Origin of the sequence: Dinghuibacter silviterrae (assembly GCF_004366355.1) — a bacterium.
GTDB classification, from domain to species: Bacteria; Bacteroidota; Bacteroidia; order Chitinophagales; family Chitinophagaceae; genus Dinghuibacter; species Dinghuibacter silviterrae.
Genome location: NZ_SODV01000002.1, coordinates 1,705,762 through 1,731,373 on the forward strand (window position 1 = coordinate 1,705,762; position 25,612 = coordinate 1,731,373).

Annotated in this window: 21 protein-coding genes and 1 tRNA gene; 12 read left to right on the top strand and 10 right to left on the bottom strand. The window is 54.6% G+C overall.

Features of this window, described 5'->3' with window-relative positions; all coding sequences use genetic code 11:
• Nucleotide 1: 1 nt before the first annotated feature.
• The 8 genes from EDB95_RS24150 to EDB95_RS24185 form a co-directional block, all read right to left on the bottom strand.
• Complete coding sequence (locus EDB95_RS24150) at nt 2-3,346, bottom strand: SusC/RagA family TonB-linked outer membrane protein (RefSeq protein ID WP_133998579.1); 3,345 nt, start codon at nt 3,344-3,346, stop codon at nt 2-4.
• Between the two features lie 154 nt (nt 3,347-3,500).
• A complete protein-coding gene (locus tag EDB95_RS24155) occupies nt 3,501-4,649 on the bottom strand; it encodes a FecR domain-containing protein (RefSeq protein ID WP_133998581.1) in 1,149 nt (382 codons plus the stop codon).
• Between the two features lie 33 nt (nt 4,650-4,682).
• Nucleotides 4,683-5,282, bottom strand: coding sequence for an RNA polymerase sigma factor (locus EDB95_RS24160; RefSeq protein WP_133998584.1), 600 nt, complete (start codon nt 5,280-5,282; stop codon nt 4,683-4,685).
• 70 nt (nt 5,283-5,352) lie between these two features.
• Entirely contained in the window at nt 5,353-7,557 is a 2,205-nt protein-coding gene (locus EDB95_RS24165) for a sodium-translocating pyrophosphatase (protein ID WP_133998587.1), read from the bottom strand.
• A 48-nt stretch (nt 7,558-7,605) separates the two neighbouring features.
• The gene (locus EDB95_RS24170) at nt 7,606-9,168 is read right to left on the bottom strand and encodes an NAD(P)H-hydrate dehydratase (protein ID WP_133998590.1); all 1,563 of its coding nucleotides are present in this window, start codon (nt 9,166-9,168) and stop codon (nt 7,606-7,608) included.
• Between the two features lie 17 nt (nt 9,169-9,185).
• Nucleotides 9,186-10,871 carry an OstA-like protein gene (locus EDB95_RS24175; protein ID WP_133998593.1) on the bottom strand — a complete coding sequence of 562 codons (1,686 nt, stop codon included), beginning with the start codon at nt 10,869-10,871 and terminating at the stop codon, nt 9,186-9,188.
• Between the two features lie 2 nt (nt 10,872-10,873).
• Complete coding sequence (locus EDB95_RS24180) at nt 10,874-11,878, bottom strand: MlaD family protein (protein ID WP_133998595.1); 1,005 nt, start codon at nt 11,876-11,878, stop codon at nt 10,874-10,876.
• Nucleotides 11,879-11,954: 76 nt separating this feature from the next.
• Complete coding sequence (locus EDB95_RS24185) at nt 11,955-12,926, bottom strand: N-acetylmuramoyl-L-alanine amidase family protein (RefSeq protein ID WP_162852767.1); 972 nt, start codon at nt 12,924-12,926, stop codon at nt 11,955-11,957.
• A 116-nt stretch (nt 12,927-13,042) separates the two neighbouring features.
• Between EDB95_RS24185 and EDB95_RS24190 the strand changes: the two genes are divergently transcribed.
• Nucleotides 13,043-15,910: a putative LPS assembly protein LptD gene (locus tag EDB95_RS24190; protein ID WP_133998601.1), complete on the top strand. Its 2,868-nt coding sequence runs from the start codon at nt 13,043-13,045 to the stop codon at nt 15,908-15,910.
• A 10-nt stretch (nt 15,911-15,920) separates the two neighbouring features.
• Here the strand turns inward: EDB95_RS24190 and EDB95_RS24195 are convergent, their stop codons facing one another.
• On the bottom strand, nt 15,921-16,652 hold the full coding sequence (locus EDB95_RS24195) for a lysophospholipid acyltransferase family protein (protein WP_133998604.1): 732 nt from the start codon (nt 16,650-16,652) through the stop codon (nt 15,921-15,923).
• 9 nt (nt 16,653-16,661) lie between these two features.
• Entirely contained in the window at nt 16,662-17,333 is a 672-nt protein-coding gene (gene ung / locus EDB95_RS24200; protein WP_133998607.1) for a uracil-DNA glycosylase, read from the bottom strand.
• A 73-nt stretch (nt 17,334-17,406) separates the two neighbouring features.
• On the opposite strand from ung, the gene EDB95_RS24205 reads away from it, so the two are divergent.
• From EDB95_RS24205 to EDB95_RS24250, 11 genes are all read left to right on the top strand, one after another.
• Nucleotides 17,407-17,483, top strand: a tRNA-Arg gene (locus tag EDB95_RS24205).
• 247 nt (nt 17,484-17,730) lie between these two features.
• Complete coding sequence (locus EDB95_RS24210) at nt 17,731-19,263, top strand: phage integrase SAM-like domain-containing protein (protein ID WP_133998610.1); 1,533 nt, start codon at nt 17,731-17,733, stop codon at nt 19,261-19,263.
• 796 nt (nt 19,264-20,059) lie between these two features.
• The gene (locus EDB95_RS24215) at nt 20,060-20,599 is read left to right on the top strand and encodes a hypothetical protein (RefSeq protein ID WP_133998613.1); all 540 of its coding nucleotides are present in this window, start codon (nt 20,060-20,062) and stop codon (nt 20,597-20,599) included.
• Nucleotides 20,600-20,822: 223 nt separating this feature from the next.
• Nucleotides 20,823-21,191 (top strand): helix-turn-helix domain-containing protein, encoded by a 369-nt coding sequence (locus EDB95_RS28050; RefSeq protein WP_394346397.1) that lies wholly within the window; start codon nt 20,823-20,825, stop codon nt 21,189-21,191.
• Nucleotides 21,130-21,339, top strand: coding sequence for a hypothetical protein (locus tag EDB95_RS27405; protein ID WP_162852653.1), 210 nt, complete (start codon nt 21,130-21,132; stop codon nt 21,337-21,339). The genes EDB95_RS28050 and EDB95_RS27405 overlap by 62 nt, the downstream gene beginning before the upstream one ends.
• A 37-nt stretch (nt 21,340-21,376) precedes the next feature.
• On the top strand, nt 21,377-21,625 hold the full coding sequence (locus EDB95_RS24225; protein ID WP_133998618.1) for a hypothetical protein: 249 nt from the start codon (nt 21,377-21,379) through the stop codon (nt 21,623-21,625).
• A gap of 68 nt (nt 21,626-21,693) precedes the next feature.
• Nucleotides 21,694-22,017: a hypothetical protein gene (locus EDB95_RS24230; protein WP_133998621.1), complete on the top strand. Its 324-nt coding sequence runs from the start codon at nt 21,694-21,696 to the stop codon at nt 22,015-22,017.
• Nucleotides 22,018-22,058: 41 nt separating this feature from the next.
• A complete protein-coding gene (locus tag EDB95_RS24235; protein ID WP_133998624.1) occupies nt 22,059-22,889 on the top strand; it encodes a hypothetical protein in 831 nt (276 codons plus the stop codon).
• 77 nt (nt 22,890-22,966) lie between these two features.
• On the top strand, nt 22,967-23,857 hold the full coding sequence (locus tag EDB95_RS24240) for a phosphoadenosine phosphosulfate reductase domain-containing protein (RefSeq protein WP_162852768.1): 891 nt from the start codon (nt 22,967-22,969) through the stop codon (nt 23,855-23,857).
• 139 nt (nt 23,858-23,996) lie between these two features.
• The gene (locus tag EDB95_RS24245) at nt 23,997-24,401 is read left to right on the top strand and encodes a plasmid mobilization protein (protein WP_162852769.1); all 405 of its coding nucleotides are present in this window, start codon (nt 23,997-23,999) and stop codon (nt 24,399-24,401) included.
• Nucleotides 24,386-25,585 carry a relaxase/mobilization nuclease domain-containing protein gene (locus tag EDB95_RS24250; RefSeq protein ID WP_133998633.1) on the top strand — a complete coding sequence of 400 codons (1,200 nt, stop codon included), beginning with the start codon at nt 24,386-24,388 and terminating at the stop codon, nt 25,583-25,585. The genes EDB95_RS24245 and EDB95_RS24250 overlap by 16 nt, the downstream gene beginning before the upstream one ends.
• Nucleotides 25,586-25,612: the final 27 nt, after the last annotated feature.

The window sequence follows — 25,612 nt, forward strand, 5'->3', positions numbered from 1 at the left end:
ATTAAAAGTTTACGTTGGCACCAAACAGGAACGTGCGGGTCTTTGGATAAAAATCATTGTAGTCGACACCCGGTGCGATACCGCCCTGGTTTATCTCAGGGTCGATCCCCTTATATCCCGTGAGGACAAAAAGGTTGTTCACCGTGACGTACAACCGGATGGACTTTACATAAGGATCTATACCCTTCACGTTATAGTCGAGGGTCGCATTGTCCAGTCTCAGGTAAGCCCCGTTCTCCACAAAACGGGAAGAATAACGGAAGACGTTTCCATCTGCGGAGGACTCGTTACCGGCATCCACGAGGATGTTGGCCGTGCCCGCCGTGGCCGGACGGAAAAGATCGGCCCTGGTGGCGTCAAACAGTTTGTCTCCGAATACACCCCGCATAAAGACGCGCAGGTCCCAGCGTTTGTAGCGGAAGGTATTGGTCCAACCCAACAGCAGCTTCGGTTGGGCATTGCCTAAGTAGTGGTAGTCCGTTCCCGCGACAGGCGACACCGTAGGATTGCCGTTGTGGTCGTAGAACTGCGTGACGCCGCTGGCGTTTTTGCCCGCGTATTGCAAAGAATAGTAAGTACCCAGGGCCTTTCCGGCCTTCAACACCTGGATAAACACCCCGGACTCCCCGCCCCCGGAAGGCTGTGCTTCGGGTATGGAGTCCACGCCCGGGAAGAGCGGGTTGTTGAGGCTGGTGATCTTATTAACGTTATGGGTCAGGTTCAGGGCGGTGGTCCAGGTAAAGTCCGTTTTGCGGATCACGCCCGCGGTCAGGGTCACTTCGATCCCCTTGTTGCTCATGCCGCCCCCGTTGGCCACGATGCTCCCGCTGGGCACCAGGACCGGGTTGACGGAATAAGGGAAAATCATTTCGGTCGTCTTTTTGTTATACAGGTCTACCGAAGCCGCGATCCGTCCCTTGAAGGCCGCGGCGTCCAGGCCTACTTCGCCGGTCGCCGTCTGCTCCCACTGGAGGTACGGGTTGGCCGCCTGCGTGGGGCCGTAGGCATTAACCTGGTTGCCGTTGTAATAGTACGTCCCCAGGCTGCCCGAAAAGAACTGGGCCGTATAGGCATTAAACCCAAAAGCGTTCCCCGTTACGCCATAGCTGCCCCTCAGCTTCAGGTCGTCCAGCACCGGTATGTGGAACCACTTTTCCTTGGTCAGCCGCCAGCCCAAGCCTACGGAGGGAAAATACCCGAATTGGTGGTTGGCCCCGAAGACCGAGCTGCCGTCCCTGCGGATGGAACCCTGGAGCAGGTATTTGTCCTGGAAGCTGTAGTTCACCCGGGCAAAGTCCGCGATCAGTTTCGTTTCCTGGTAAAGACCGTCGGGGCCCAGGCTGATGTGCGGATAGGTCGGCGACGCATAAGGCGCGCTCAGCGCAAAGTTGTTGTAGCCGATATTGTCCACCGGGTAGTTGAAGGAGGTCACCTGGAACCCGTCGTTGTTGATGTTGTCCTGCCACGAATACCCCAGCACCGCGTTCAGCGCGTGGGCGCCGAAGTGCCTGTCCCAGGTAAAGTACATCTCCATGACCTTGGCCGTGCTCGTATAAGAGCTGCGGTACGCCTGGCCGTTAGGGCCGAAGCTTTGTTGCGTACGGCTGGCCGGACCCGGGTTGGGGTTGTTGTACATGTCGTTGTAGTGGCTCGTAAAATACGAGTCGTAATATTCGCCGTGCAGGTTGGAATAGCTTTGGTAGGAAAGGTTGATGTCATAAGACAACCCCCAGGGCAGTTTGACATCCGTGTTGAGGCTCCCGATGAGGTTGTTGTTCTTATCGTTCATCGTGCTGTTGTTCATCATCGCCACCGGGTTCTGGTTCCCCGTCGTCAGGTCCTCGAAGTAGGACCCGTCCGGGTTTTTCACCGGCGAGACCGGCAGGTACTTGGCCGCCTGGAGAAGGATCACCCCAAGGTAAGGCACCTCGTCCCCGTTGCTGTTCGAGTTCACGACGCCTAAGCTGAACTTCACCCGGTCGTTAAAGGCATACTGGTCTATGTTCAGACGGCCGATGATGCGCGTCAGGTCCGTGTTCCGGATGATCCCTTCTTTTTGGGCATAGTTCAGGCTCGCACTGTACGACCCATGGTCACCCCCTCCGGAGAACGAGAGGTTGTGGTTGGTCGACACCGCCGAAGGCCGTTCGATCGCCTTTTGCCAGTCCGTATTGGCTCCCTGGTCGTCCGCAGCCGAAAAACCCAGACCGTTCTTTTTCACAAAGGCCCTCAACTGAGACGCATTCATCACCTTGAGGCTCCGGGAGACTTCTTCCAAGCCCACGTACCCGTTATAGCTGACCTGCGTCTGTCCTTTCCTCCCCCTTTTTGTCGTGATCATGATCACGCCATTTGACGCCCTGTTCCCATAAATGGCCGTGGCCGCCGCGTCCTTCAGGATGTCCACCGAAGCAATGTCGTCCGGCGCCACCGTCGAGATGTCCGCCCCCGGTACCCCGTCGATCACATAAAAAGGACCCCCGGGACTGTTGATCGTCGACGCGCCCCTCAGGATCACCGCCGCCGGGACGTTCGGGTCCCCGCTCGCCGTGATGTTCAACCCCGGCGCACGGCCCTGGAGCAACTGCCCCACGTCCGTGATCGCCCCCTGGTTCAGGTCGTCCGGTTTCAGCGTAGAAATGGCGCTCGTCAGGTTTTGCCGGCTCGCTTTCCCATAACCGACCACCACCAGGTCGCCAATCGCCTGGGGCACCGGGCGGAGGGTAATATCGATCGTAGTCCTACCGTTTACGTGCACCTCTTGCTCCTGGTAGCCTACGTAAGAGAAAATCAGCACCGCGTTTTCGCGAATGTTTTCGAGGCTAAAACGCCCGTTGGCGTCGGTTTGCGCGCCCCGCGCCGGGCCGCCGGCGTCCTGGGCTGCGCCGCTCGCCGCCTGCGTGGCTTGCGCCGCGTCGCCGCCCTGCGCACCGCGGGTCGCGCCATGCGCCCGCACCTGTATGGACACCCCCGCGAGCGGGTTCCCCTTCTCATCGGTCACGCGACCGCTGACCGTGATCCCGGGAGGCGGCTCCGCCATGGTTACCGACGAATCTTTTAATTTGACGGCGATCGTCCGGTCGATGATCTCGTAAGACAGGGGCTGGTCTTTAAAAAGCTCCGCCAACACCTGCGTCAGGTCTTCATTGTTGGCTTTGAGGGTCACATTCCGGGCGTACCTGAGTACGTCCATGTTATACCAGAATACATACCCTGTCTGATTTTTTATATCCTGGAAGACGGACTCCAGGGGACGTCCTTTCACCGACAGGGTGACCCTTTGGGCCAGACCCGATGCGTGGACCTGCAAACACGCTACCGTTAGCAGGAAGACGGTCAATTTCATGATGTTGAATAATGATTTTTTTACATGCGGGTGCAATTGCATAATTTTGCCGTGTTTGGGTTTACATTGATGTGTGATTCGCGTTATATATCAAACAGACCCAACATTCCCCGGGAGCGGTTGCCACGCTCCTGGTTTTTTAGGGCCAGTCCAATCAATTGACTATAATCTTCCTTCCTTCCACACGAAAGTGGACGCCGCTGGCTTGCAGCACCTTTAACAATTTGGACACCGGTACATTCCGGTACATTTCTCCACCGAAGCGGTCCTGAGAAGGGGTATATTGATAGACCACGTCGACGTCATACCAGCGGGATACCTGTCGCATCACCTGGGCAAGCGTGGCCTCGTTGAATTTGAATAATCCGTTTTTCCAGGCAACGACCTCATCCGTGTCTACCTTTTGGGCAAAACCGGCTTCCAGCGCCTGTTGTCCCGGCCGGAGCAAAACGGAGCGGTCACCGCTCCGTACCCTGACCGATCCTTCCAGGAGCGTCGTCTCTATGTGTGGCTCATCCGTGTAGGCCATGATGTCGAAGTGCGTCCCCAGGACGTCGACCTCGACTGGGGCCGCGTCCGGCGTGCGCCTGGCCGTGACCTTGAAAGGCATGGACGAGTGCGGCGCCACCTCAAAATAGGCTTCCCCTGTGAGTTCCACGACGCGCTCGCGTCCGTGAAAGGCCGCGGGATACCGTAGCGAGGACGCCGCATTCAACCAGACCCTGGTGCCGTCGGAAAGTGTTACGCGGTATTGACCCGCCCTCGGCGTGGCGAGTGTATTATAGGCCGTACCGTCACCCGCCATGCTAGAATCCTTTTGGTAGGCCACCACTCCCTCGCCCTGCTTGACGACCTTTGCCTCCGGCTGTCTATCCAGGAGCCCTTCCTGTGCCTCGCCCAGATCGATCACGCGCCCGTTCGCCAGGGTGAGGGTCGCCTTGTTTCCGCCGGGCGCTATATCATGGGCGACCACAGGGGCAACCTGCGCGGGGCGGGAAAATTGTTTGTGCAGGAAGACCCCGAGCAGTGCGAGCACGATCGCAGCAGTGGCGGCAAACCGCGGCCACTGCCGGCGCGTTATACCCGCGGGGCGCGCCCGCTCAGGCAGACGCGCCTCGATGCGCGCGTAGACCGGCTCCCAGTCTTCATCCCGGTAAGCGGGCATCTCCGGGGCTTCTTCGAGAAGGCTTGCCAACGCTTCGGAAAGACTCGTGTCCGCGCAATCAAGACATTCTTCCAGTTCGTGAAGTTCTGTTTCACTGATCGTGCCTTGCATGTATTTGCGGAGCAGGTCCTGTAGCATATACTTACAAGACGCTACAAAATGGGAATGGGACTACGGGCGGTTAAAAAAAATAAGAAGGCCCATCGCCGCCGGCCCCAATTGCCCTCTCAGCACGCGAAGCGCTTTGCTCAATTGGTTCTTGACGGTATGAGGGGAGAGGTGGAGTTCGGAGGCGATCTCGGGGATGCGGAGGTCGTCTTCCCGGCTCATCTGATACACCTGCCGGCAGGCCTCGGGCAGGCGGCTGACGGCATCCCGAAGCAGGGATTCGGTTTCGCGGAGCGCGAGGGCTTCGTCGACCAACGGGGCGGAGGGCTCATCGGCCAGCGGGGCAGCGCCGGGCAGCCCCGGCGCGAACAAACGCTTCTCCCGCGCCATCTGCCGCAGGTAGTTCGCCGATTCGTTGGAAACGATGCGGACGATATACGCCTTCGGATTTTCAACGGCTGTTAGTTTGTCCCGGTGTATCCAGATCTTTAAAAAGACTTCCTGGAGGACGTCTTCCACCGCGGAGGGGGAACCCGTGAGCTTTAGAATAAATGGCCAGAGCGTGGGGTTGTAGCGATGGAACAGGCGCCGGAAGGCGTCTTTGTCTCCTTCCGCTATGCGGGCCAGGAGCAAACGTTCTTCGTATATGAGCTCGCCAGTCAATGTGACGGCGAAAGTAAAAAAAAGAAGCCCCCGGGAAGTGGTTCCCGGGGGCGCTTAATAATTATATAATCTAGTGGGCGTAGGCAGTGGTGTGCACAGCCACCGTCTTCACGGGTTCGTGCTTGATCACCTTCGCCGCAGGCGCCGCATCCTTCGTGTGCCACACCGCCGCCAGCGTCGGTGCAATCACGAGCGACACGATGCTCATCAGTTTGATCAGGATGTTCATGGAAGGCCCGGACGTATCCTTGAACGGATCACCCACAGTGTCCCCGGTGACGGAGGCTTTGTGGGGTTCCGATTTCTTGTAGTAGGTTTCGCCTTTGATGACGACGCCTTTTTCAAAGCTCTTTTTGGCATTGTCCCAGGCGCCACCGGCGTTGTTCTGGAAGATACCCATCAAAACACCGCTCACGGTAGCACCGGCGAGGAAACCGCCCAGTGCTTCGGGACCCACGAGGAACCCGATGATCAACGGTGACAGCAGGGCGATGGCGCCGGGCAGGAGCATCTTCTGGATGGAGGCTTTTGTGGAAATGGCCACGCACTTTTCGTATTCGGGTTTACCCGTGCCTTCCATGATCCCCGGGATTTCACGGAATTGGCGGCGGACTTCCTCGACCATGGCCATGGCGGCTTGTCCAACGGCGCGGATGGCCAGGGAAGAGAAGACGAAGGGGATCATCCCGCCTACAAACAGACAGGCGAGAACGTCGGCCTTATAAATATTGATCCCGGTGATCCCGGCGACGCCCACAAAAGCGGCAAACAGGGCCAGGGACGTGAGGGCGGCGGATGCGATGGCAAAGCCTTTACCCGTGGCGGCGGTGGTGTTGCCCACGGCGTCGAGGATGTCGGTTTTTTCGCGGACGTCCTTGGGCAGTTCGCTCATTTCGGCGATCCCGCCGGCGTTGTCGGCGATGGGACCAAAGGCGTCGATCGCGAGCTGCATGGCCGTCGTGGCCATCATACCCGCGGCGGCAATGGCCACCCCGTAAAGCCCGGCAAAAGCATAAGAACCATAGATACCACCGGCGAGGACCAGGATGGGGAGGCAGGTTGATTCCATACCCACGGCGAGACCGCCGATGACGTTGGTGGCGTGACCCGTGCCCGATTGTTGGATGATGCTGGTGACCGGACCCCGGCCCATGGCCGTATAGTATTCGGTGATCAGGCTCATCAGCGTACCCACGACAAGACCCACGGCGATGGAGCCGAAGACCTGGAGTTTGGTAAAGCTAAAACCACGCAGCTCCATCGGCGTATCGGGGAGGAGCCAGTTGGTGATGAAGTAGGCGACGATGGCAGTCAGGATGATCGACCCCCAGTTGCCCATGTTCAGCGCCCTTTGTACGGCAGTCGTGCTGATACCGGCGGAATCCGATATGCGGACAAAGAAAGTACCGATGATGGAAAAGATGATCCCGGCTCCCGCGATGAGCATGGGGAGCAGGATGGGGGAGTACCCGTTAAAGGCGTCGGAGGCCTGGGTTTCATGACCCAGCACCATGGTGGCTAAGACGGTGGCGACATAGGAACCGAAAAGGTCGGCGCCCATACCGGCGACGTCGCCCACGTTGTCGCCTACGTTATCGGCGATGGTGGCGGGGTTGCGCGGATCGTCTTCGGGGATGCCTGCTTCTACTTTTCCTACCAAATCAGCCCCTACGTCCGCGGCCTTTGTGTAGATACCGCCGCCGACACGGGCAAACATCGCGATGGACTCGGCGCCCAGCGAGAAACCGGTGAGGACCTCGATGGCCTTGGTGACCAGGGGATCGGTCGCCATGACGTCGGGTGCGAACAATTTGATCAGGACGATAAAGAGGCTGCCCAGACCCAGGACGGCCAGACCGGCTACCCCGAGCCCCATGACGGAGCCCCCGGTAAAGGAGACGTTGAGCGCCTTGGCAAGGCTGCTCCGCGCGGCCTGGGCCGTGCGAACGTTGGCCTTGGTGGCGACCCGCATCCCGATAAACCCGGCCAGGGCGCTAAATACGGCGCCCAGTACGAAGGAAAGGAAAATCAGGTAGCTCGACCCCGCGTTCTGGCTGCCCATGTAGCCAAGCAGCAGGGCGGCGATGATCACGAAATAGCTTAGGATTTTGTATTCAGCCTTGAGAAAGGCCATGGCGCCTTCCGCAATGTGTCTGGCGATGTCTTGCATCCGGTCGTTCCCGGCATCCTGGCGGGCGACCCAACTAAAACGAATAAAGGTATAAATGAGGGCCAAAATGCCGGCCGCTGGAACCAGGTAAACAATATTACTCATAGCAATGACAATAATAAAATGACGGCAAAAATAAGGGAATGGGTCGATTTATATATGTCCAGAACCCAAATGTTTAAAGGCTTTCCCCAAGCTATCCACGATCCCGGAGGCCGTCAAACTTTCCATGGACTGCTCGTCCAGCGCCAGGTCCCCCGCCAGACCGTGCAGGTAAACGCCCAAAACGGCGGCCTGGAAGCTGGGATAGCCCTGGGCTAAAAGGCTGGTAAGGATGCCCGTAAGGACGTCGCCGCTCCCGCCGGTGGCCATACCGGCATTGCCCGTTGTATTGAAATACCCGGATCCGTCCGGGCCGGCGACCAGGGTGCGGTGTCCCTTGAGGACGATGACGCATTGGCGCCTTACCGCCTGCTCCAGGGCCATCTGGAGCCGCTCGAAGTCGGTGGCGACGGGGCCGAATAGCCGCTCGAATTCCTTGGGGTGGGGCGTCAGTATGGCCCCTTCCGGAACATCCTTCCATGAATGAGGATGATTTCCCAACAGGGTCAGGGCGTCGGCGTCCAGGACAAGCGGCGTCGAGCGCGCCATGACCAGCAACCGCTCCAGGAGGTCCAGGGCCTTTTTGTCCGTCCCCATGCCCGGGCCTATCCCCAAGGCTTTATAAGACGCAGGGTCTATGCGGGCCAGGTCTGCCAGGGCCATGGCTTCGGGTACCGCCGTCTGAACGATGGGCACCTGGGCATGCGGGACAAAAACCGTCGTCAGGCCCACGCCGCTGTGGAGACAAGCCCGGGCGCTTAAGATACAGGCTCCCATTTTGCCCTCACCTCCCGCGACCAGCAGGGCGTGTCCGAAGGTACCCTTGTGTCCGAAGGAGGGCCGCGGCCGGTACCATTTTGCCACCACGGCGGGCTCCACCACTTCCAGCCGCGACTCCGCCTCGTAACCCGGGTGCAGCCCGATGGGCAGGAGGTGCACTTCCCCGAAAAAGGGTGCGTTTTCCGCCAGGAGCAGCCCCAGCTTCCAGGCGCCCAGCGTCAGCGTATGGGCGGCGCGGATCACGACGGCTCCGCCGTCCGGCGCCCCGGCACCCGGTGTGCTGGCGCCTTGTGCCCCGGTGCCTGTTGCCGACGGGCCCTCCGTGCTGGGTTCGTCCGTCCGCAAACCCGTCGGCAGATCAATCGCCAGGATGGGCAGACCGCTGCCGTTCAGGAAACGCACCAAAGCAGCCGTCAGCCCCTCCAGGGGCCGGTTCAGACCCGAACCCAGCAGGGCATCCACGATGACCGCGCCCGCCGGGAGGGTAGGGAAGGCGTCCTCGCCCTGGATATACATGATGTTCTGGGTCAGCGCGTGCAACGCGGACAGGTTCGCCTGGAAGTCCTCGGTCCCCTTGTTCCCGAACTCCAGGATGAATACCTGTGTGGGGATGTGCCGTTCCAGCAGGAGCCGGGCCAGGGCCAGACCGTCCCCCCCGTTGTTGCCCTTGGCGCAAAAGATATAATAGACCTTCCCTTTGAGGGCGTAGTTGGTCGTGATCCAGTGGCAACAGGCCACCGCGGCCCGTTCCATGAGCTGGAGGGAAGAAATGGGCTCGTGGGCAATCGTATAGGCGTCCCACGCCCGGATCTGCTGGCCGGTGTAGACTTTCATAAGATGCTGTTGTGCAGTTATTGGAAAAGCTCTTCCTTCGATTTGGGCCGGAGCGCTTCCAGCCAGCGGAAGCCCGGCAAACGGGTTTGTTCGATCTGGATCTGCCCCATCGGGATGGTCGTCCCTTTCACCCCATTTCTATACACGACATGGTCCAGCTCCCGTTTTTCAAAATACATGTCGATCGCGTCCGCCTCGTCCAGGCTCAATCCCAGGAACTGCAGGCTGTCGTTTTGCGCAAAATAAATGCTGTGCGCATTCCCTTTCGACCGCATATAATCGATCGCCCCGTCCTTGAAATAGCCGTTGATCGTCCGGCTTTGGATCTGGTTGTAAAAATCCTTGGCCACCTTCTGGATGATAAACCCGTTGTTAAACGCAAACAGACGCGACGGGGACTGGTGTTTGGTATACAGGTACATCGTATCCGCTGTGATCTGGCTTTTGTTGGCCCACACCACGGGTTTGGTAAAAAACTGGAATACCGAATCCACGTCCGAGTAAAAAAGGCTGTCCGACTTCGCCTGGAGCGAATCCGAAAAAACGCGCACGTGGTGGAAACCCATCATGAAGCGAAGCGTGCTGTCCTTGCCGGGCGGCAGACTGTCCGTGGGTTCCTCGTACGCCAGTTGGGCCGAGGTGTCCTTCTTCCTGGGATGATAGGACGAATCCGATCCCGGAGGGAAAAGGCTCGTGTCCCCCAGCGCGTTGAGGTGTCTGCGGAAAACCCTCAGGTGTCTGACCAAACCCGAATAAAAGGTGTCCGCCGCGATATACGTCGTGTCTTTGCCCTGGAGCACGATGAGCACCGGTTTTTCCGTGGCCAGCACGTTTTTCCGGGCGCGGTTGAAAAAGACATGGTTTGCCAGCATCGTATTTGACGAGGTGTCCTTGTAGACGACGTTCCCCCGGGCTTCCCCGTTCCCGCTCGCCCTGTCGTAAGCCAGTTGGTCCGCGGTGACGCTTCCGGCGCTGTCGACGATCACGGGCCGCTTCGTGGAGTAAAACAGGTTTTTCTTCAGGTCGTAATACCCGCTTTTCGTGTGGATCGTACCGGTAGAATCGACGATGACCGTCGGGACCTCCCAACTGGCCACCTTCGTCTCCATATTATAGGTCAGGCTGTCGTTCGTAATCTTATAGGCGGGGTCCACCAGGTGGACGTTCTTTATAAAGGTCACATCCTTGGTGTTCCCGTTATAAAGACCGTTGATGCTGGTGACGACGGTCGTGCCATTCACCACCTTTCCTCCTTTGATGTAGGTGCCGACGTGGGTCGGGAGGTCATAGTCCAGGGAATCCGTGGTCAATACATTTTTCCCATCCGTCATCCGCACATCCCTTCGCAACAGGGCCTTTTTCGGCGTCGCGTAATATTTCAGATAGCGCGAATAGATATTGATGGAGTCGTTGTCGTTGATGTGGACCGCGCCAAAGGCCTCGACCTCGTTGGCCCGCTGATTGAAATACATGCTGTCCGCGTACAGCTTTGTATTCCCCTCCCGGAGCGTGTCATGGCCGATCAGCTTTTCCAACTGCACCGTGTCCCGGGTGATCTGTTCGAGCTGGTCGGTGTGGATGATAATGACGATACGCGTGCCCGTATCCGGAGCGGGCGCCACGGGTGCTCCCGCGGGCTTCTGCTGCGCAAAAACAGCGACCCCCAACAGGGTCAGTATAATAAATAAAATGCCGCTTTTCATGCTTAGTGCTGCGTGCTGTCCTCGCTCAACGGTGCCTTCAGGGGCGTAGACCGGTCTTTTTTACCAAAAACGGTGATGTTGACATAACGCTTCGGGTGCAATTTTAAGTCATCCACCAATGTATTGATGCTCCGCACCGTCGAATTTAACTTATTATACAGGGTTTTGTCGTTTAAGAGCGCCCCTACCGAACCGCTGCCGTTGTTGACTTTGGTCAGGATGTCCTGCAACTGGGCGGTGCTCGTTTTCAACTGTTCCAGGGTCTTTCCCAGGTTACCGTCCGCCAACTGGTCGGTCGTTTTTTTGAGGTTCTGAAGCGTCCCCGTCAGGGCGTCGTTGTTTTTGGCCAGGTTCCCCGTAAAGGAATCGAGGTTGTCCATGGTCTTGGACAGGGAGCCGTTCTCCTTGTCGAGCAGGCCGTTGACCCGGTTAAGGGTGACCGTTAGGGCGCTGGCGTCCTTGCTAAAGGAGGCGATCATGTCGCGAAGGTTACCCTTGGTCCTGGGGTCGAGGATGTCCGAGAACTTATTCAGGACAGAATCCACCGAATGCAGGACCAGACCCACCTGCGTCAGTACCGGGTCCACCGTTTTCAGGGCGTTGTCCATCAGGCCGAGGGCGGCCTGGCTTTGGATCGTATCCCCCACCTGGATCAGGCGGGTGGAATTCCCGATCCTGAGGTCCACTTCCGGGGTTCCCAGGAGCGGGGTGGCGATAGCCGCGACCGAATTGTCAGGAATATTGATGTCCCTGGTCAGGTTAAGGGTGACCAGGATGGTGTCGACGTTCTTATCCAGCGGTTTGATGTCGTATACAGTGCCCACCTGGAGCCCGTTGATCATGACCGGGTTGGACGTCCCCAGGCCGGATACGTTGGCGTATTTCGCGTAAATCCGGTGCGCATTGGAGAACAAATTGCGGCCCTTCAGGAAGTTGAAGCCAAGGATCAGCAACGTGATGGCAACCGCCGCCAGGGCGCCTACCTTTGTTTCATTAGATATCTTCATTCCGGTTTGTGTGCTGGTCTTTATCTGGGTTGCGGGGCGCCGAAGACGCCCCAACGCCAAAAGTAAGGCGTTATTTTCATTTCCGCCGCGTAGAATCGGTGATTTCCGCCACCGTCTTGCCTTCCGCCTGTGCCTTGTATTTGACCACCGCCCGGGTAATCGCGTCGGCGATCTCCTGCTGGCCGCTGTCGCTGTTCAGGAAATCCTCGTCCCCTTTATTGGAAAGGAAACCCGTTTCCACCAGGACGCTCGGCATGTTCGTGGATTCAAGGACCCGGATACCCGTATAGCGTTGCTTTACACCCAGGCTCCGGTCCCCAAACTCGTCCTCGATCATGCCCGCCAGTTTATAGCTTTTCTGGAAATAGCTCTTGGACCAAAGCATGGCTTCTATCGTGGCTTCCGGCGAGTCGGGCAGGGTGTTTTCCGAGTCCGTGGAATCCGACTCCATTTCGCCCTCGGCGGTGGTGGTATCCCTGTCGGCCAGGCCTTCCAGCGCCGCTTTTACTTTGTCTTCTGCCTTCCTGGCCGTGAAGATAAAGGTAGCCGTACCGACAGGCTCCGGGTCTGCGACAAAGTATTTGTGATAGATGGGGATCTTGCGTATGTGGCGTTTGCGGGCGCTGCCCTTGCCCGTATAGTACGCGACTCTGCGGTATCCTTCGAAGCGCCGCTTGACCAGGTCCATATAGTCGCAGTGGATGCAAAGAAAAAGGTCCCCATGGTTATCATTGGCGATCTGTGCTTTTTCTCCTACGGGCTGGTAAACGTCCGTCGTGCGGGTCATCACGATGCGTACGCCCGGCAGGGTTTCGTGCAAGGTTCTCCCCAATTTCATGGCGATCTGCAGGGTCAGGTCCTTTTCCTTGGAATAGGAGCCGGATGCCCCATTGTCGCGCCCCCCGTGGCCTGCGTCAACGATGATGGTATTGATCCCTTTGTGTAGTTGGAACGGACCCTTTTTCACGGGGCCACGGTAAAACGAACATACAGTCACGAACAGGAGCAGGACACAGCCAGTCAGAATGCCTATGGATTGTCGCTTCATACCCTTAGTTATATTTTTCATAAACCCCCTCCTTTACTGAGCAATATAATACCCATTTGCTATTTTTGCCCCGGTGCTGTATGAGGAGTCATCGCAAATTTAGCTATAAATATCTTTTGACGGGCATTGTATGCGTATCCCTGTTTGCCGTCGCCCATCCGCGGCCCTTTTCGAAAAGGGCGTGGTATGCCGGCCCCGTCCAGGGGCGGGTCACGGTCACGGGTACCGTCAGCAACCCGCTGCGCACAGCCGGGGATGACACCACGCGGCCCGGAGCTACGGTCCGGCCAGCGGCCGCCGACACGGCCCATGCCCGCGGACTTGGCGACACCACGCACCGCGCCCCGGGTGACACGACGAGCCGTGCGCAGGGCGACACCACCGGCCGGGCCGCGGACACCACGCACCGCACCCCGGGTGACACGACGAGCCGTGCTTCCGGCGACTCGACCCACCGCCTGGTCCTCGACTCCCTGGCGATCCCCCTGGCCAAAGATTCCCTCGACGCCCCCATCAGCTACGCGGCCGAAGACTCCATGGTCCTGGACATTCCCCACAAACGCGTCCTGCTCTACGATCAGGCGACAACCGATTACAAGGACCTCAAGCTCAAATCCGGCATCATCGTCATGGACCAGACCTCCCAGGTCCTCACCGCGTTGCCCGCGCCCGGGGTCGACTCCAACGGCCTGCTCCTCCAGCGCCCCGAGTTTACCCAGAAACAGGACCTCGTAGTGTCCGATTCCATGAAGTACAACATGAAATCGAAAAAGGGACTTAGCTTTAATGCCGACGGGCAGGAAGGGGAGATGTTTATCCACAGCCAGCGGTCAAAAAAGATCGACAACAACACCTTTTACGCCTACAACGCCCGGTTTACCACCTGCGACCTCGACACGCCCCACTTCGCTTTCCGCGCCAAACGCATCAAGTATATCTCCGGGAAATTCGCCATCACCGGCTATACCCGTCCCGAATTCGAAGGGATCCCTTTTCCCATAGGCATCCCCTACGGCATCTTCCCCCTGGTTGACGGCCAGCACAGCGGTCTGCTGCCGCCGGCGTTTACCGTCAACGACCAACAGGGGTTGGGGCTCACCGGGCTGGGCTATTACAAGGTGATCAGCCAGAATATGGACTTCCTCATCAAGGGGAACATCTATTCCTACGGCAGTTGGGAACTCGACCTGGATCCCTCTTATTACGTCCGTTACCACTACAGGGGTTCCGTGAATTTCTCCGTGATCGATACCAAGATCGCCTTTAAGGGCGACCCCGACTACCAGCAGTCCACCAACTTCAACCTCCAATGGGCGCACACCCAGGACACCAAGGCCCACCCCGGCATCACTTTCAATTCCTCGGTGAACCTGATGACGAGTAAATACAACCAGTACCAGACCAACTATATCGGCCAGGTCTACCAAAACCAGGTCCAGTCCTCCGTGGCCTATACCAGGACCTTTACGGGTACCCCGTTTTATTTTTCCGCCGCGTTCAGCCAGAACCAAAACACCCAGCAGCGGTTGTGGAACGTCTCGCTACCCAACCTCAATTTTACCATGAATACCATCTATCCTTTCCAAAAGAAGGACCAGGTGGGCACCAAAAAATGGTACCAAAACCTCGGCATCGGCTATAACGGTTCCTATCAGACGCTGATGTCGTTTTACGATACCGCCTTTTCCTTCAAACAAGTCCTGGACACCCTCCAATGGGGCGTCCACCACACCATACCCATCACGCTGTCCCTGCCCTCCATATTCAATCACGCCGTCCAGATCGCCCCCAGCGTCAGCTACGACGAGACCTGGTTCTCCCGCCAACTCATCAAGACCTGGGACAACAAAAATTCAAAGCTCGACACCACCATCTATAAAGGCTTTTTTCAGCAGCGCCAAATGACCTATGGCGTCAGCACCAGCACGGCGTTGTACGGGACCTTTAATTTCGGGAACGGTTATGTCAAGGCCATCCGCCACGTCATCCGCCCCCAGATCGGCTTTAGCTACCAGCCCGACCTCAACAAGGGCGCCTATTATTCCGTTCAAATCGATACCTTCACCAACGGCGGTACCCAGCAACCCGACTGGGGCACCTACAACAAATACGCCGGCGGCATCTTCTCCCCCTACAGCCAGGGGACCTTCGGCGGGATCAACTTCACCCTCGACAACAACCTCGAAATGAAAGTCCGGAATGGGAAAGACACCACCGGCAGCAACCCCTATAAAAAGGTCAAGCTCATCGACAACTTCGGTATATCCACCAGCTATAACCTCGTCGCCGACTCCTTCCAGCTTGCCCCTATATCCCTTTACGCGCGGAGCAATTTGTTTAATAAAATCAACTTTTCCGGCGGCGCCACCCTCAGCCCCTATCAAACCAACGCCATCGGCAACCAGATCAATAAGTATGTCTGGTCCGGCCACAACTTTTCCGTAGGCCGTTTTGTCAGTGGCTATGTATCCGCCTCCACCACCTTCGAGTCCAAAAAAGCCAAAGGCCAGGAAAACGTCCAGGACTCCCTGCTCAATAATAAGGATTTGAACAACCCCAATGCCATGTCCGACGACCAGCGGGAGCTCAACTATATCCGGAGTAACCCCGCCGAGTTCGCCAACTTCAACATCCCCTGGCACCTCAGCCTGTCCTACTCCCTGACCATCAGCCGCCAGCTCAATTCCAATTCCGTCGGGTATATCAACCGGACCACCCAGTCCGTCAACTTCAACGGGGACTTCAACCTCACCCCCAACTGGAAGATCATCGGCAGCGGTACATTTAGTATAGACTCCTATTCATTCCAGTTCCTCCAGGCCTCCATCGCCCGGAACCTCCACTGCTGGCAGATGGCTATCAACGTAACCCCCCTCGGGTATTACCGGTCGTTCTCCATTACGCTCAGTCCGAAAAGCGGGATCCTCCGGGATCTGAGGATCAACCGGACGCGGTCATACTATTCGAATATACCTGGGTATTAGGGCCGCTCTCTTATGCGTGCGCCACGTAGTACGCCTCCATGATTTCATGCAGCTTATCCTTCAGCGCTTTCGCGTCCAAACCCTCCGGCGATACCGGCTCCAGGAAATGCATTTCCATTTTGGCCGGCCAGAAAAAGAAAGGCCTGTGCTGAGGAAGTACTTTTTTGGTATGGAAAAGTAAGGCAGGAACAATATGTTTGCCGGTATCCACCGACAATTTAAAGGCCCCATCATGGAAAGGCGCCAACGGTTTGCCGGTCTTGTTCCGGGTGCCTTCCGGGTAGATACACATGTGGGTCCCCTCCGCCAGCACCGCCTTCATCGCCCGGTAGCTGTCCCTCCGGCTTTCCGCGTTTTTGCGGTCCACCAAAACCGACCCCCTTTTGTAGATGATCCCAAAGATCGGTATGCGCGACAGCTCTACTTTGGCAATGGTCTTGTTCGGGCCAGGAATCTCCGGTGTGGAGATCGGGATGTCGATCAGCGAATTATGGTTGACGATGACAATGTAATTCTCCCCTTTTTTAAAGTTTTCCGCCCCTCTGCGGACGATCCGGCAACCCGTCAGGAAAAGGAAGGAATGGATCCACGCCCGCCCGAACTTCCGGAACTGCTCCACCCCCTTACGCCCCGGTATCCAATAGGTAAACCCCACCGGGATCACGATCAGCAACATGGTCCCCACAAAAACGATGGCCCCCCAAACGGCAAAAATCCGCCCCAAGATATTCTTAATACGCATGGTTTATTTTTAATCCAGTCTCCAATCGATCGCTTCCCGCCCTTCCTTCACCAGCAGCGCGTTCGCCTTCGAAAAATGCTTACACCCGAAAAAGCCCTTGTCCGCCGAAAACGGCGACGGATGCGCCGCCCTCAGGATATGGTGACGACTCGCGTCGATCAACACCTGCTTGTCCTGTGCAAATTTACCCCATAACAGGAATACGATCCCCGACTTCTGCTCCGAAATCGTCCGGATCACCGCGTCCGTAAACGGCGCCCAGATCGCCTGGTGACTGTTCGGCTCCGACGCTCGCACCGTCAGGGCCGCGTTCAGCAACAACACTCCCTGGTCCGCCCAGCGCTCCAGGTTCCCGCTCTTCGGGATCTCCATCCCCACGTCCTCCTTCAGCTCTTTAAAGATATTCACCAACGACGGCGGCGGCTTCACCCCGTCCGGCACGCTAAAACAAAGCCCATGCGCCTGCCCCGGCCCATGATAAGGGTCCTGCCCCAATATCACCACCTTCAACCCGTCCAACGGCGTCGCGTCAAACGCATGAAAGATCTGGGACCCAGGCGGATAAACCACCTTCCCCGCCGCCTTTTCCGTCTTTATAAAGCGAACAATCTCGCCAAAATACGGCTGTTCAAATTCCTTGTGTAATGCAGTTTTCCAGGAGGGCGCAATCTTAACGTCCATATTTGGTGTATTCCGTTCCCCCGCAAGCTAAAAAAAATTATCTTTGCACGGTCTATTTTTCATTTGGTGACCCGGTCCGGTAGCTCAGTTGGATAGAGCGGCAGCCTTCTAAGCTGTAGGTCATTGGTTCGAATCCAATCCGGGTCACCAGTAGAAAGTATAACCCGCCTGTTTCAGGCGGGTTTTTTCGTGCAAACCCATGATGGAAGCGGGTTTGCGCTGATTTCTGAAAACTTTCCCCATCATTTAAATCTATTTCAAACTACCTGATTCGGCCCCTGATTTAGGGGACAATTCAGGGGACTATATTGTAGGCCCCCGCGGCCTTAAAGCCCCTCTTCCGGGTTGATCATCGACGTACGCGAAAGGCAATTTTTCAAACTCAAAAAGACCTTTTATGTACGTTAAGCAAAGCATTTCCATCCGGTTTTACAGAAGCCTCAAAAGGGAGAACAGTAAAGGCTTGGTCCCCCTTTATGTAAAACTCACCATCGACGGGCTGGTCGATGAAATTTCTACCAGTGTGTTCATTCATCCCGAACATTGGGATCAGGAAGAACAGGTAATAACCGATGCGGACCCTCAAGCCGACACCAAGAACAAGGTCCTTAGCAACATGACCACCGACCTGAACCGGCACTTCGATCTGATCCAGGCTAAAGAAGGGGTAGCTACCCCCGCCCTGGTGTTCAAAGCCTACAAAACCCCCATCCAGGCAGAAAAGCGCAAAGAAGAGCAACTTGAGAACCTGGCCTTCAGCGAAGCCCTGGACGACCTGGTCCGGCGCTATGTCATCTTTTGTAAGAAAGACGAGAAAGCCAGGGACCAGGCTATGCCCATCCACACGATCAAAGCCGAGCTATTGGAGAAGGAAAAGGAAGCCCTGAAAAAAGAACTGGAAAAGATAAAAAAGCGGGGAAACAAAATCTTCGATGATGCCGATTGGGAAAAGACGATGATCCTGGCAGTAGACGAACACCTGGTGAATTTTTTTGACTTGTCCTTTTCGGAAAACAGGTCTTATACCACCCTGGAACGTATGTGGGGGCGGAAAAGGCGATATGTCGAGTTTTTAAAGTACCGACATGATACAATTGACATGCCCCTCGACAAGGTGCAATTTAAGATGGCCGACCAGCTCCTCATCTACAACATTACCCAATACGACATGAATGATAATTCTTCGATGAAGTATGTCCAAAATTTAAAGGAAGTACTTACCCGGGCAACCTCCCAGGGATGGGTTTCCGCCAACGTATTTGATGCGTTCCAGTGCCACTATGATGAAACCGATAGGAAATGGCCGACCCCTACGATGCTGGAAGATTTCAGGACCCATGTATTTAAAAATGATCTCCAGAACAGGGTAAGGGATTGCTACATTGCCGGTTGCTATACCGGCTATGCTTATGCAGAATTGTATTCCTTCAAGCCGGACGAGATCGTCGACGGGATAGACGGTAAGCGGTGGAGCGGGAAAAATCGCCGAAAGACCGGGGTAGAAGAAACACTGCCACTGCTGCCGGTCGTCCGTGATCTCATTGAAAAGTACAAAGACCATCCCCTTTGCGTAAAGCGCGGTAGCTGCCTGCCGATCCCTAGCAATATCGTATATAACCGGGAGCTTAAAAGAATGGAAAAACAAATGGGCTGGAACATCAAGTTAGATGGGCACACCTCTCGGTATTACTTTGTCAACGAGGTTGCCTTTAACAATGGCATCACATCACTGAAAACCCTGATGAAGATCATGGGCATTAAATCTATCAAAACGCTGATGATTTATCTAAAAGGCAATAAGAACGCTATCAGCGAGGGTATGCAGATGGTGGAAGAAAAGCTGTTCAATGCAGATGGTACTTTCAGGTCCAGCATATCGACCACCAGCAAGGAAGAACCCGCAAAGATCATTCGGCTGTATGCCGTTTGAGATAGATAAAAGGAGCGCGTTCTTTACATGCGCTCTTTACTTTTCCAAAGCGGTCCCCCTTCCGGAGAGAATATGCAATAATTCAATAGATACATTACTTTGAACTATGTCGCTTTCTTCCTGGGTACATTTATAGCACCATAGGAACTTCCGTCTTTCGTAGTCGGACGGGTTTTGCCGTTCCTCATGCAGACGTGAATACTTGTTGTGAACAGTGGCCATATTGTCCGGTGCTACTTTTTATGTTCTTGTGGCCATTATTGGGGTTTATTTCCCCTGGGACATCTTTGGGTAATATGGTGAGCACCCCACAATTTTCGCAGTAAGGATTAGATTCCCACATTTTATTACGCAGAAGGCGATTTTTCCTACACATGGCTCTTTCTTTTATTCTTAGATTATGTTACATATTTTTAGAAGAAAGGTAACAAAAGCAGCTACAAAAAGCAATCTGTAACCAGGTATTTGCCCGGCACAAATGTTCGTTAAATTGCAGTATTTCAAATTTTTTTCTGTTAATTATCATGACCAGGAAGAAGTTATTAGTTGTAGGATTATCTTGGAATATTCTTGGCGTCGCCCGCCGTGTTAACGGGGTAGAAGGGCGCAAAAATATGCCGAATGCCTTTGGCCTGGGAAATACTACAAAAGCCCGCTTTTTTAAGGTCCCACCAACTTTTCTTACATTGTATCTGCTATTTACCATGCTAAGAGCGCTTTAAAGCAGCCATTTCAAAGCCGCCTCTACCTATATCCTTATTCAGCCAATTTAAACCACATCAATAAAATTACACCTATGCTACTTTCTTTAACACCGGTTGAGAACGCAATTGCCAACAAGGCTACGGGTTGGTTATGGGATAAAATAAAAGGCAGAAAAAAATTGCTGTTTCATGATGCCCGTTGCAGCTATTCTTATTCACACTATGATGGACGCGGCAGCCATCTCCGGGAAGGAGGGCAAATAAAAATATACGAAGTTCACTGTCAGGCTACCATACAAAATGACGATCCGGTTGCCAGGTCGATGCGCAACCTCCGCATCGTTGCTAATATCAACGGCGAAATCTATAACCTCAACCTGCACGATAGCGGACAAAATGCCTGGAAGTCCAGCTACAATATTCCAGCAACCCATACAGATGAATTTAGATGGCGTGCCTATACCCAGGGGCACGGCATTGTTATGCATCACCCCGGAATGATCCCCTTAATGCCCGGTGCCAATCAACTTTCCTTTTGTATTTGCTACCTGGATGAAAGAAGCCACGAACAACAGATCGACCTGCCTGCCCCCCAGGCATTAAAAATGGACCCACGGTTCATCGTAGGCTGATTCTTTATTCCTCTTTCAGCCGTCAAAACTTACGGGCAACCGCTTTGCGGTTTGCTCCTGGAAATCTTTCCCCGTCTTTCGAAACTGTGAGAAATCGCCTTTCTGCCATGCGACATTTGTCGAAAGCATAGGCATGAACAGTAAGGAGTATCATCCACCGCGTCCCAAACCCACCCTTGACCAGATCGTCACGGTGGATGATCTCCAAACCTTCAAGACCGATATGCTCAGGGAGATCCGCGTGATCGTCCATGAACAGCCCCATCCTCCACCCAAAAAATGGCTCAAGACCAAAGAGGTCAGGCAACTTTTGGGCGTTTGCCCGGCGACGCTTCAGGCGCTGCGGGACAACGGGACTATTCCATACAGTAAGCTGGGGAGCAATTTTTTTTTACGACCCCGACGACATCAACCGCGAGCTGGAGCGACGAAAAACCGCTGGCCGCAACCGGTCAGGTCAATACATCAACGACAACACCAAAAAAAGGAAATAGCCTATGGACAGCAAACCGATGCTTTATACCAATTCTATGCCGCCGACCATCCAGGACGTGAAAGTGTATTTCAACCAGAAAGGTATGCCCGAGCGTGAAGCGGAAACATTCTTCCTGTTTTATGAAAAACGGTTATGGACCAGCAAAAGGGGCAATTTCTTCAAAAGCTGGAAAAGCATCGCGCGACGCTGGATCGACGCCCTCCTGGTGGAAATGCCGTGGCGCTTTCAGCGACAAGGTCGTTGACCAGGCATTTATTATACAAGTTCAATAGCAGTTTACCATGTATTATGTTATCAAAGTAGCGAACAACTGGACCCTGGTGGATGCCACGAATGGCAATAGCACCAAATTGGACCCACCCCAGGTCGATTGCCTGAGCATCCTTTTTCCGAGACTCCTGACAGACACATCAACGGTCGTGACTGGTGTGCAGGTAAGCCTGTTACAACCCAACAAGATGATGCAGCTCCCGATGCAACAAAAGCCTCCTGCCCCCCGGAAGGTCCTGGACGGCGGGCAAAAGGCCTGAGCGGCTTGACCAGGGAAAAGAGAACCGTACCCCATCCTTGCATGGTTTAGAACGAAATGGCATTCATTATGACGACCACGGATCTTTTACGAATCAAACTGACAGGTAAGACCCCGATGTTTAAAGAACTGGCTGAGCTGAGACGTGCATCGGGCGATCCCTCTGGTGTTTTGATGGCCTTTTGCCAATTCGTCCATCCCGGTGCCTATATGGATGATTGGGGGGCGTCGGTTGCCGTACTGACTTCCAAAGGCCAATACCACTATACCCTTTTCGAGGGCGCCATCCTGAAAACCAACAGTGAGGACGGGACTCGTACCCTTTACACTTTCCCGGAAAAGTTGCTAAACGAGCAACAGCAGGTTAAACCAACAAAAGGAAGGCGGCTATAACACCGTCCTGATGCTCGACACACACCCAAAAAGATCAAAATATGTGGGACCAACTGACAAAAGAAGAACAGAAACAAATTTCGGAACAGCTAGATCTGAAAGGGCACACACTCACTGATGCGATCCGTGGCACTGCCATGTTTGTATTTATGGAGGTGGATTCATTTGGAAAAGACGGCATTGCGCTATATGATGCCACGAAAAATGAAAATGATCTGCTGCATGTTTACTTGTTCACCAAGGATGATAATGGACCCTATCAACTGGATCAGATCAGGACCTCGCTCAAAGTGCCAAATAGTGAAAGTTCAAAAGGCATTGAGGTCATCCGCAAGGAATATTTTGCGGCAGAGGGAGATATTCCTACTAGAGACGCAATTGAACGCGAATTGCTTCAAATAGTAGAGCGTAGATATATCGATGAGGAACTTCGTTTCAATAAGCCTATCCGGCAGGCATTTAACGATCTGGGCTTTCACGACTTCGGTACAATGCTGGACCATATGAAGCGACATGGTAACCTGACGTACTTCTCCACCAGCGGAGAAACATTCACACCCGGGCAAAAGACATCTACCCATATCAACTACGAATTTGTCGTCGTCTCTCCCCGGCAGGGTCGTGATCCCTATATATCTCTGATCAAGGCATCGCTGGCAGACGGGTCGTTTATCAAAAATTCAGACGTACCGCATGAACTGGCGTTTTCGAGACAGGCTGCACCACTTCCCAACCAGCAGCAGATGGCCTCGATGTTGATGGAGAGCCTTGCTATAAAGCCCCAGGTATTCGATCGCGTAAAGGAACTGTTTAAGTTTGGGGAAGATTCCAGGGCTGGACCAGCCTCGCAGCGGAAACATCGGCCCAAGTAATGAGAGGGGCGCTATAGCCAATATATAAGAATTAAGGCATAATGGCATTTACTAGTCATCATCCTCAAAGCACCACCATGAACACGATCATTGACCAAGCACTGAGCATATACAAACCCGTGCAGATCCTGCTCCTGTTCTCCGGTGGCCATGACTCCCTCTGTAGTACTCACTATTGCGCAAATTATCTTACGGCGAAAGGTTTGGATTTTTCTGTCTATCATGGAAACACCAGTATCGGCATCGGGCAAACCAGGGAGTTTGTTCGGGACGTTTGCCGGCAATATTCCTGGAAATTGACGGAGCGCACACCCGAACCAGGCAATAGGTATGAGGACCTGGTTCGGAAATATGGATTCCCGGGACCGGCAAGCCATAAATATATGTACAGGATGTTGAAAGAGCGTCCTCTTCGAAATTTCGTGACCCATGTCTGTAAATCCTCTACCTACGCCCGGGAAAATGTGCTACTTCTGACTGGTATTCGTGGAAGTGAAAGCAAGATCAGGATGGGCTACCGGGAGCAAATTACCAAAGAAGGCAGTAGAATTTGGTGCAGCCCCATATTTTTCTGGTCTGCCGAAGATATAGAGCAATATATCATTTCCCATGGACTGCCGAGGAATAGCGTCAAAGATGCTATTTGTATTTCCGGTGAATGTTTATGCGGCGCCTTTGCCGGGAAAGAAGAATGGTATGAGATCAACCTGCATTTTCCTGAAGCCGCCGACGAGATCAGGCGGTTGCACAAGATCGCCATTGCAAACGGCCATCCCTGGGAATGGGCATCCTATCCGGTACCATATCAACGATCGATAAAATCCGCACCGGCCAAATTGTATTTATGTGTGGGTTGTGAAGCCAGGAATCATGCAGACAGTGACCCGCTGAAAAATGAGCGAAAGGTCAGAAAGCGGCAGAGAAGAAGAGCGCGGATTGAGGAGGACCGACAGCGTAGAAAGAAATAGTTTGCCTAGACTGGTGATGGGATTTATGCTGACGCTTGACCGTATTCGAGTCGAGGGGGCGTCCTTATGGCCCCCAGCAAGATGTATAGTTGTCAGCATTTATTTTAAGAAGGAGGCACCCTATATAATATGGAGTGACATGGGACGGAAAAAGACGCCCGAGGACAAGGAACTCAAACATCGGCTCTATACTCGCGTGAACGATCGGAAATATGCCGAACTCCGTGCCATCCTGGACACCAATCCCCAAAAGGACATGAGCGCTCTTCTCCGGGACATCCTTCATGACAGGCGGGTCAAAGTGTTTACCCATGACCAAACATTGGACAATCTCATGGAAGAGCTGGCATTGCTGCGTACTGAGTTAAAGGCCATTGGTGTGAACATCAACCAGATTACGCACAAGTTCAACACCTACCCCGAAACCACGAAAAAGGCGCTGTATGCGAAGATCGCTTTTGAAGAGTACCAGGCCATTGACGCAAAAGTGAACACCTTGTTGGTGATCATAGAAAAACTGGCGAAAAAATGGTTGTCCGCATAAGAACTGGCAAGTCGATCGGCAAGGCGTTGAGCTATAACGAGCATAAGATCCAGCAGGGAGATGCCAAGCTGATCCTGGCCAGCGGTTTCTCCTGTGACGTCGACAAGTTGGGGTTTACCGAAAAACTGCGCCGGTTCGAGCACCTGATCCAACGGAACGAAAAGGTCAATACCAACGCCGTACACCTGGTGCTGGCCTTCCCGCCTGAGGAAAAACTGGACACATTCACATTGCAACGAATCGCCATGGATTATATGGACAGGATCGGCTTCGGCGGACAGCCTTTCCTGGTATACCAGCACGACGACACCGGAAACCGGCATATCCATATCGTGACCACTTCCATCCGTCCCAACGGTACAGCAATTAACCTGCACAATTTGGGCAGGGAAGCATCCGATCCCGCCCGGAAGGCTATCGAGGAGGAGTATGGCTTGATCCGTGCTGCAGGACGAAACAATACCCTGAACGAATACCAGCCGACAAAGAAACTTTCCTGGATAGCCGCGCATGTTACCTCCCAGTATCGCTTTACGAACCTGGACGAGCTGAATGCTATCCTGCACCAATTTGGAGTCACCGCTGATCCCGGTGCCGAGGGGAGTCTCCAGGCCAGAAACAAGGGATTGATCTTTAGCCGGGTTGATGAAGCCGGCAACAAAATCGGTGTCACCATCAAGGCCAGCAAGGTTTATGGTAGACCGACACTGCACAACCTGGAAAAGAAGTATGAACATAACCAGGTCAAAAAACAGCTACTGGCCTTTATCACCCAGAATGCCCTGGAGAAGGCCATAGTCCATGGTCGTACACCGGAAGAATTGCTTTCCCGGCTGGACAATTCCGGCCTCGAACTATCCTTCAGACAACCAGAGCGAGAGGGAGAGCCACAGATCTATATCGTCGATCACCGCCGGAAAACGGTCTATGCAGCAGCGGATCTGAATCTGTCAATAGAACAGCACCAGGCCCTTGCCCAATTGATCCTCCGTGAAAGCCCCACCAACCAGGAGCTTAGACAGCAGACAGCCCGCTGGTATAGGCAACGTCCGGTATCGAAGGCCACCGCTGGGTTTGCCGTTAGTCTCGTAAAGTCCATGTTTGCATCACCCACCGATGCAACCAGCTATGGTGGTCCGCTCCCGGTCAGGAAGAAAAAGAAACGAAAACGCCCGCCCCTTTGAGAACCAATACCTCCATTCATTAATACA

What these genes read in the sequence shown, in the direction of transcription:
- EDB95_RS24250 (WP_133998633.1), top strand. Translation starts at nt 24,386, where the DNA reads ATGGTTGTCCGCATAAGAACTGGCAAGTCGATCGGCAAGGCGTTGAGC.
- EDB95_RS24165 (WP_133998587.1), bottom strand. Translation starts at nt 7,557, where the DNA reads ATGAGTAATATTGTTTACCTGGTTCCAGCGGCCGGCATTTTGGCCCTC.
- EDB95_RS24155 (WP_133998581.1), bottom strand. Translation starts at nt 4,649, where the DNA reads ATGCTACAGGACCTGCTCCGCAAATACATGCAAGGCACGATCAGTGAA.
- EDB95_RS24195 (WP_133998604.1), bottom strand. Translation starts at nt 16,652, where the DNA reads ATGCGTATTAAGAATATCTTGGGGCGGATTTTTGCCGTTTGGGGGGCC.
- EDB95_RS24180 (WP_133998595.1), bottom strand. Translation starts at nt 11,878, where the DNA reads ATGAAGATATCTAATGAAACAAAGGTAGGCGCCCTGGCGGCGGTTGCC.
- EDB95_RS28050 (WP_394346397.1), top strand. Translation starts at nt 20,823, where the DNA reads ATGCTCAGGGAGATCCGCGTGATCGTCCATGAACAGCCCCATCCTCCA.
- EDB95_RS24185 (WP_162852767.1), bottom strand. Translation starts at nt 12,926, where the DNA reads ATGAAGCGACAATCCATAGGCATTCTGACTGGCTGTGTCCTGCTCCTG.
- ung (WP_133998607.1), bottom strand. Translation starts at nt 17,333, where the DNA reads ATGGACGTTAAGATTGCGCCCTCCTGGAAAACTGCATTACACAAGGAA.
- EDB95_RS24150 (WP_133998579.1), bottom strand. Translation starts at nt 3,346, where the DNA reads ATGAAATTGACCGTCTTCCTGCTAACGGTAGCGTGTTTGCAGGTCCAC.
- EDB95_RS24225 (WP_133998618.1), top strand. Translation starts at nt 21,377, where the DNA reads ATGTATTATGTTATCAAAGTAGCGAACAACTGGACCCTGGTGGATGCC.
- EDB95_RS24175 (WP_133998593.1), bottom strand. Translation starts at nt 10,871, where the DNA reads ATGAAAAGCGGCATTTTATTTATTATACTGACCCTGTTGGGGGTCGCT.
- EDB95_RS24245 (WP_162852769.1), top strand. Translation starts at nt 23,997, where the DNA reads ATGGGACGGAAAAAGACGCCCGAGGACAAGGAACTCAAACATCGGCTC.
- EDB95_RS24210 (WP_133998610.1), top strand. Translation starts at nt 17,731, where the DNA reads ATGTACGTTAAGCAAAGCATTTCCATCCGGTTTTACAGAAGCCTCAAA.
- EDB95_RS24240 (WP_162852768.1), top strand. Translation starts at nt 22,967, where the DNA reads ATGAACACGATCATTGACCAAGCACTGAGCATATACAAACCCGTGCAG.
- EDB95_RS24170 (WP_133998590.1), bottom strand. Translation starts at nt 9,168, where the DNA reads ATGAAAGTCTACACCGGCCAGCAGATCCGGGCGTGGGACGCCTATACG.
- EDB95_RS24230 (WP_133998621.1), top strand. Translation starts at nt 21,694, where the DNA reads ATGACGACCACGGATCTTTTACGAATCAAACTGACAGGTAAGACCCCG.
- EDB95_RS24235 (WP_133998624.1), top strand. Translation starts at nt 22,059, where the DNA reads ATGTGGGACCAACTGACAAAAGAAGAACAGAAACAAATTTCGGAACAG.
- EDB95_RS27405 (WP_162852653.1), top strand. Translation starts at nt 21,130, where the DNA reads ATGCCGCCGACCATCCAGGACGTGAAAGTGTATTTCAACCAGAAAGGT.
- EDB95_RS24215 (WP_133998613.1), top strand. Translation starts at nt 20,060, where the DNA reads ATGCTACTTTCTTTAACACCGGTTGAGAACGCAATTGCCAACAAGGCT.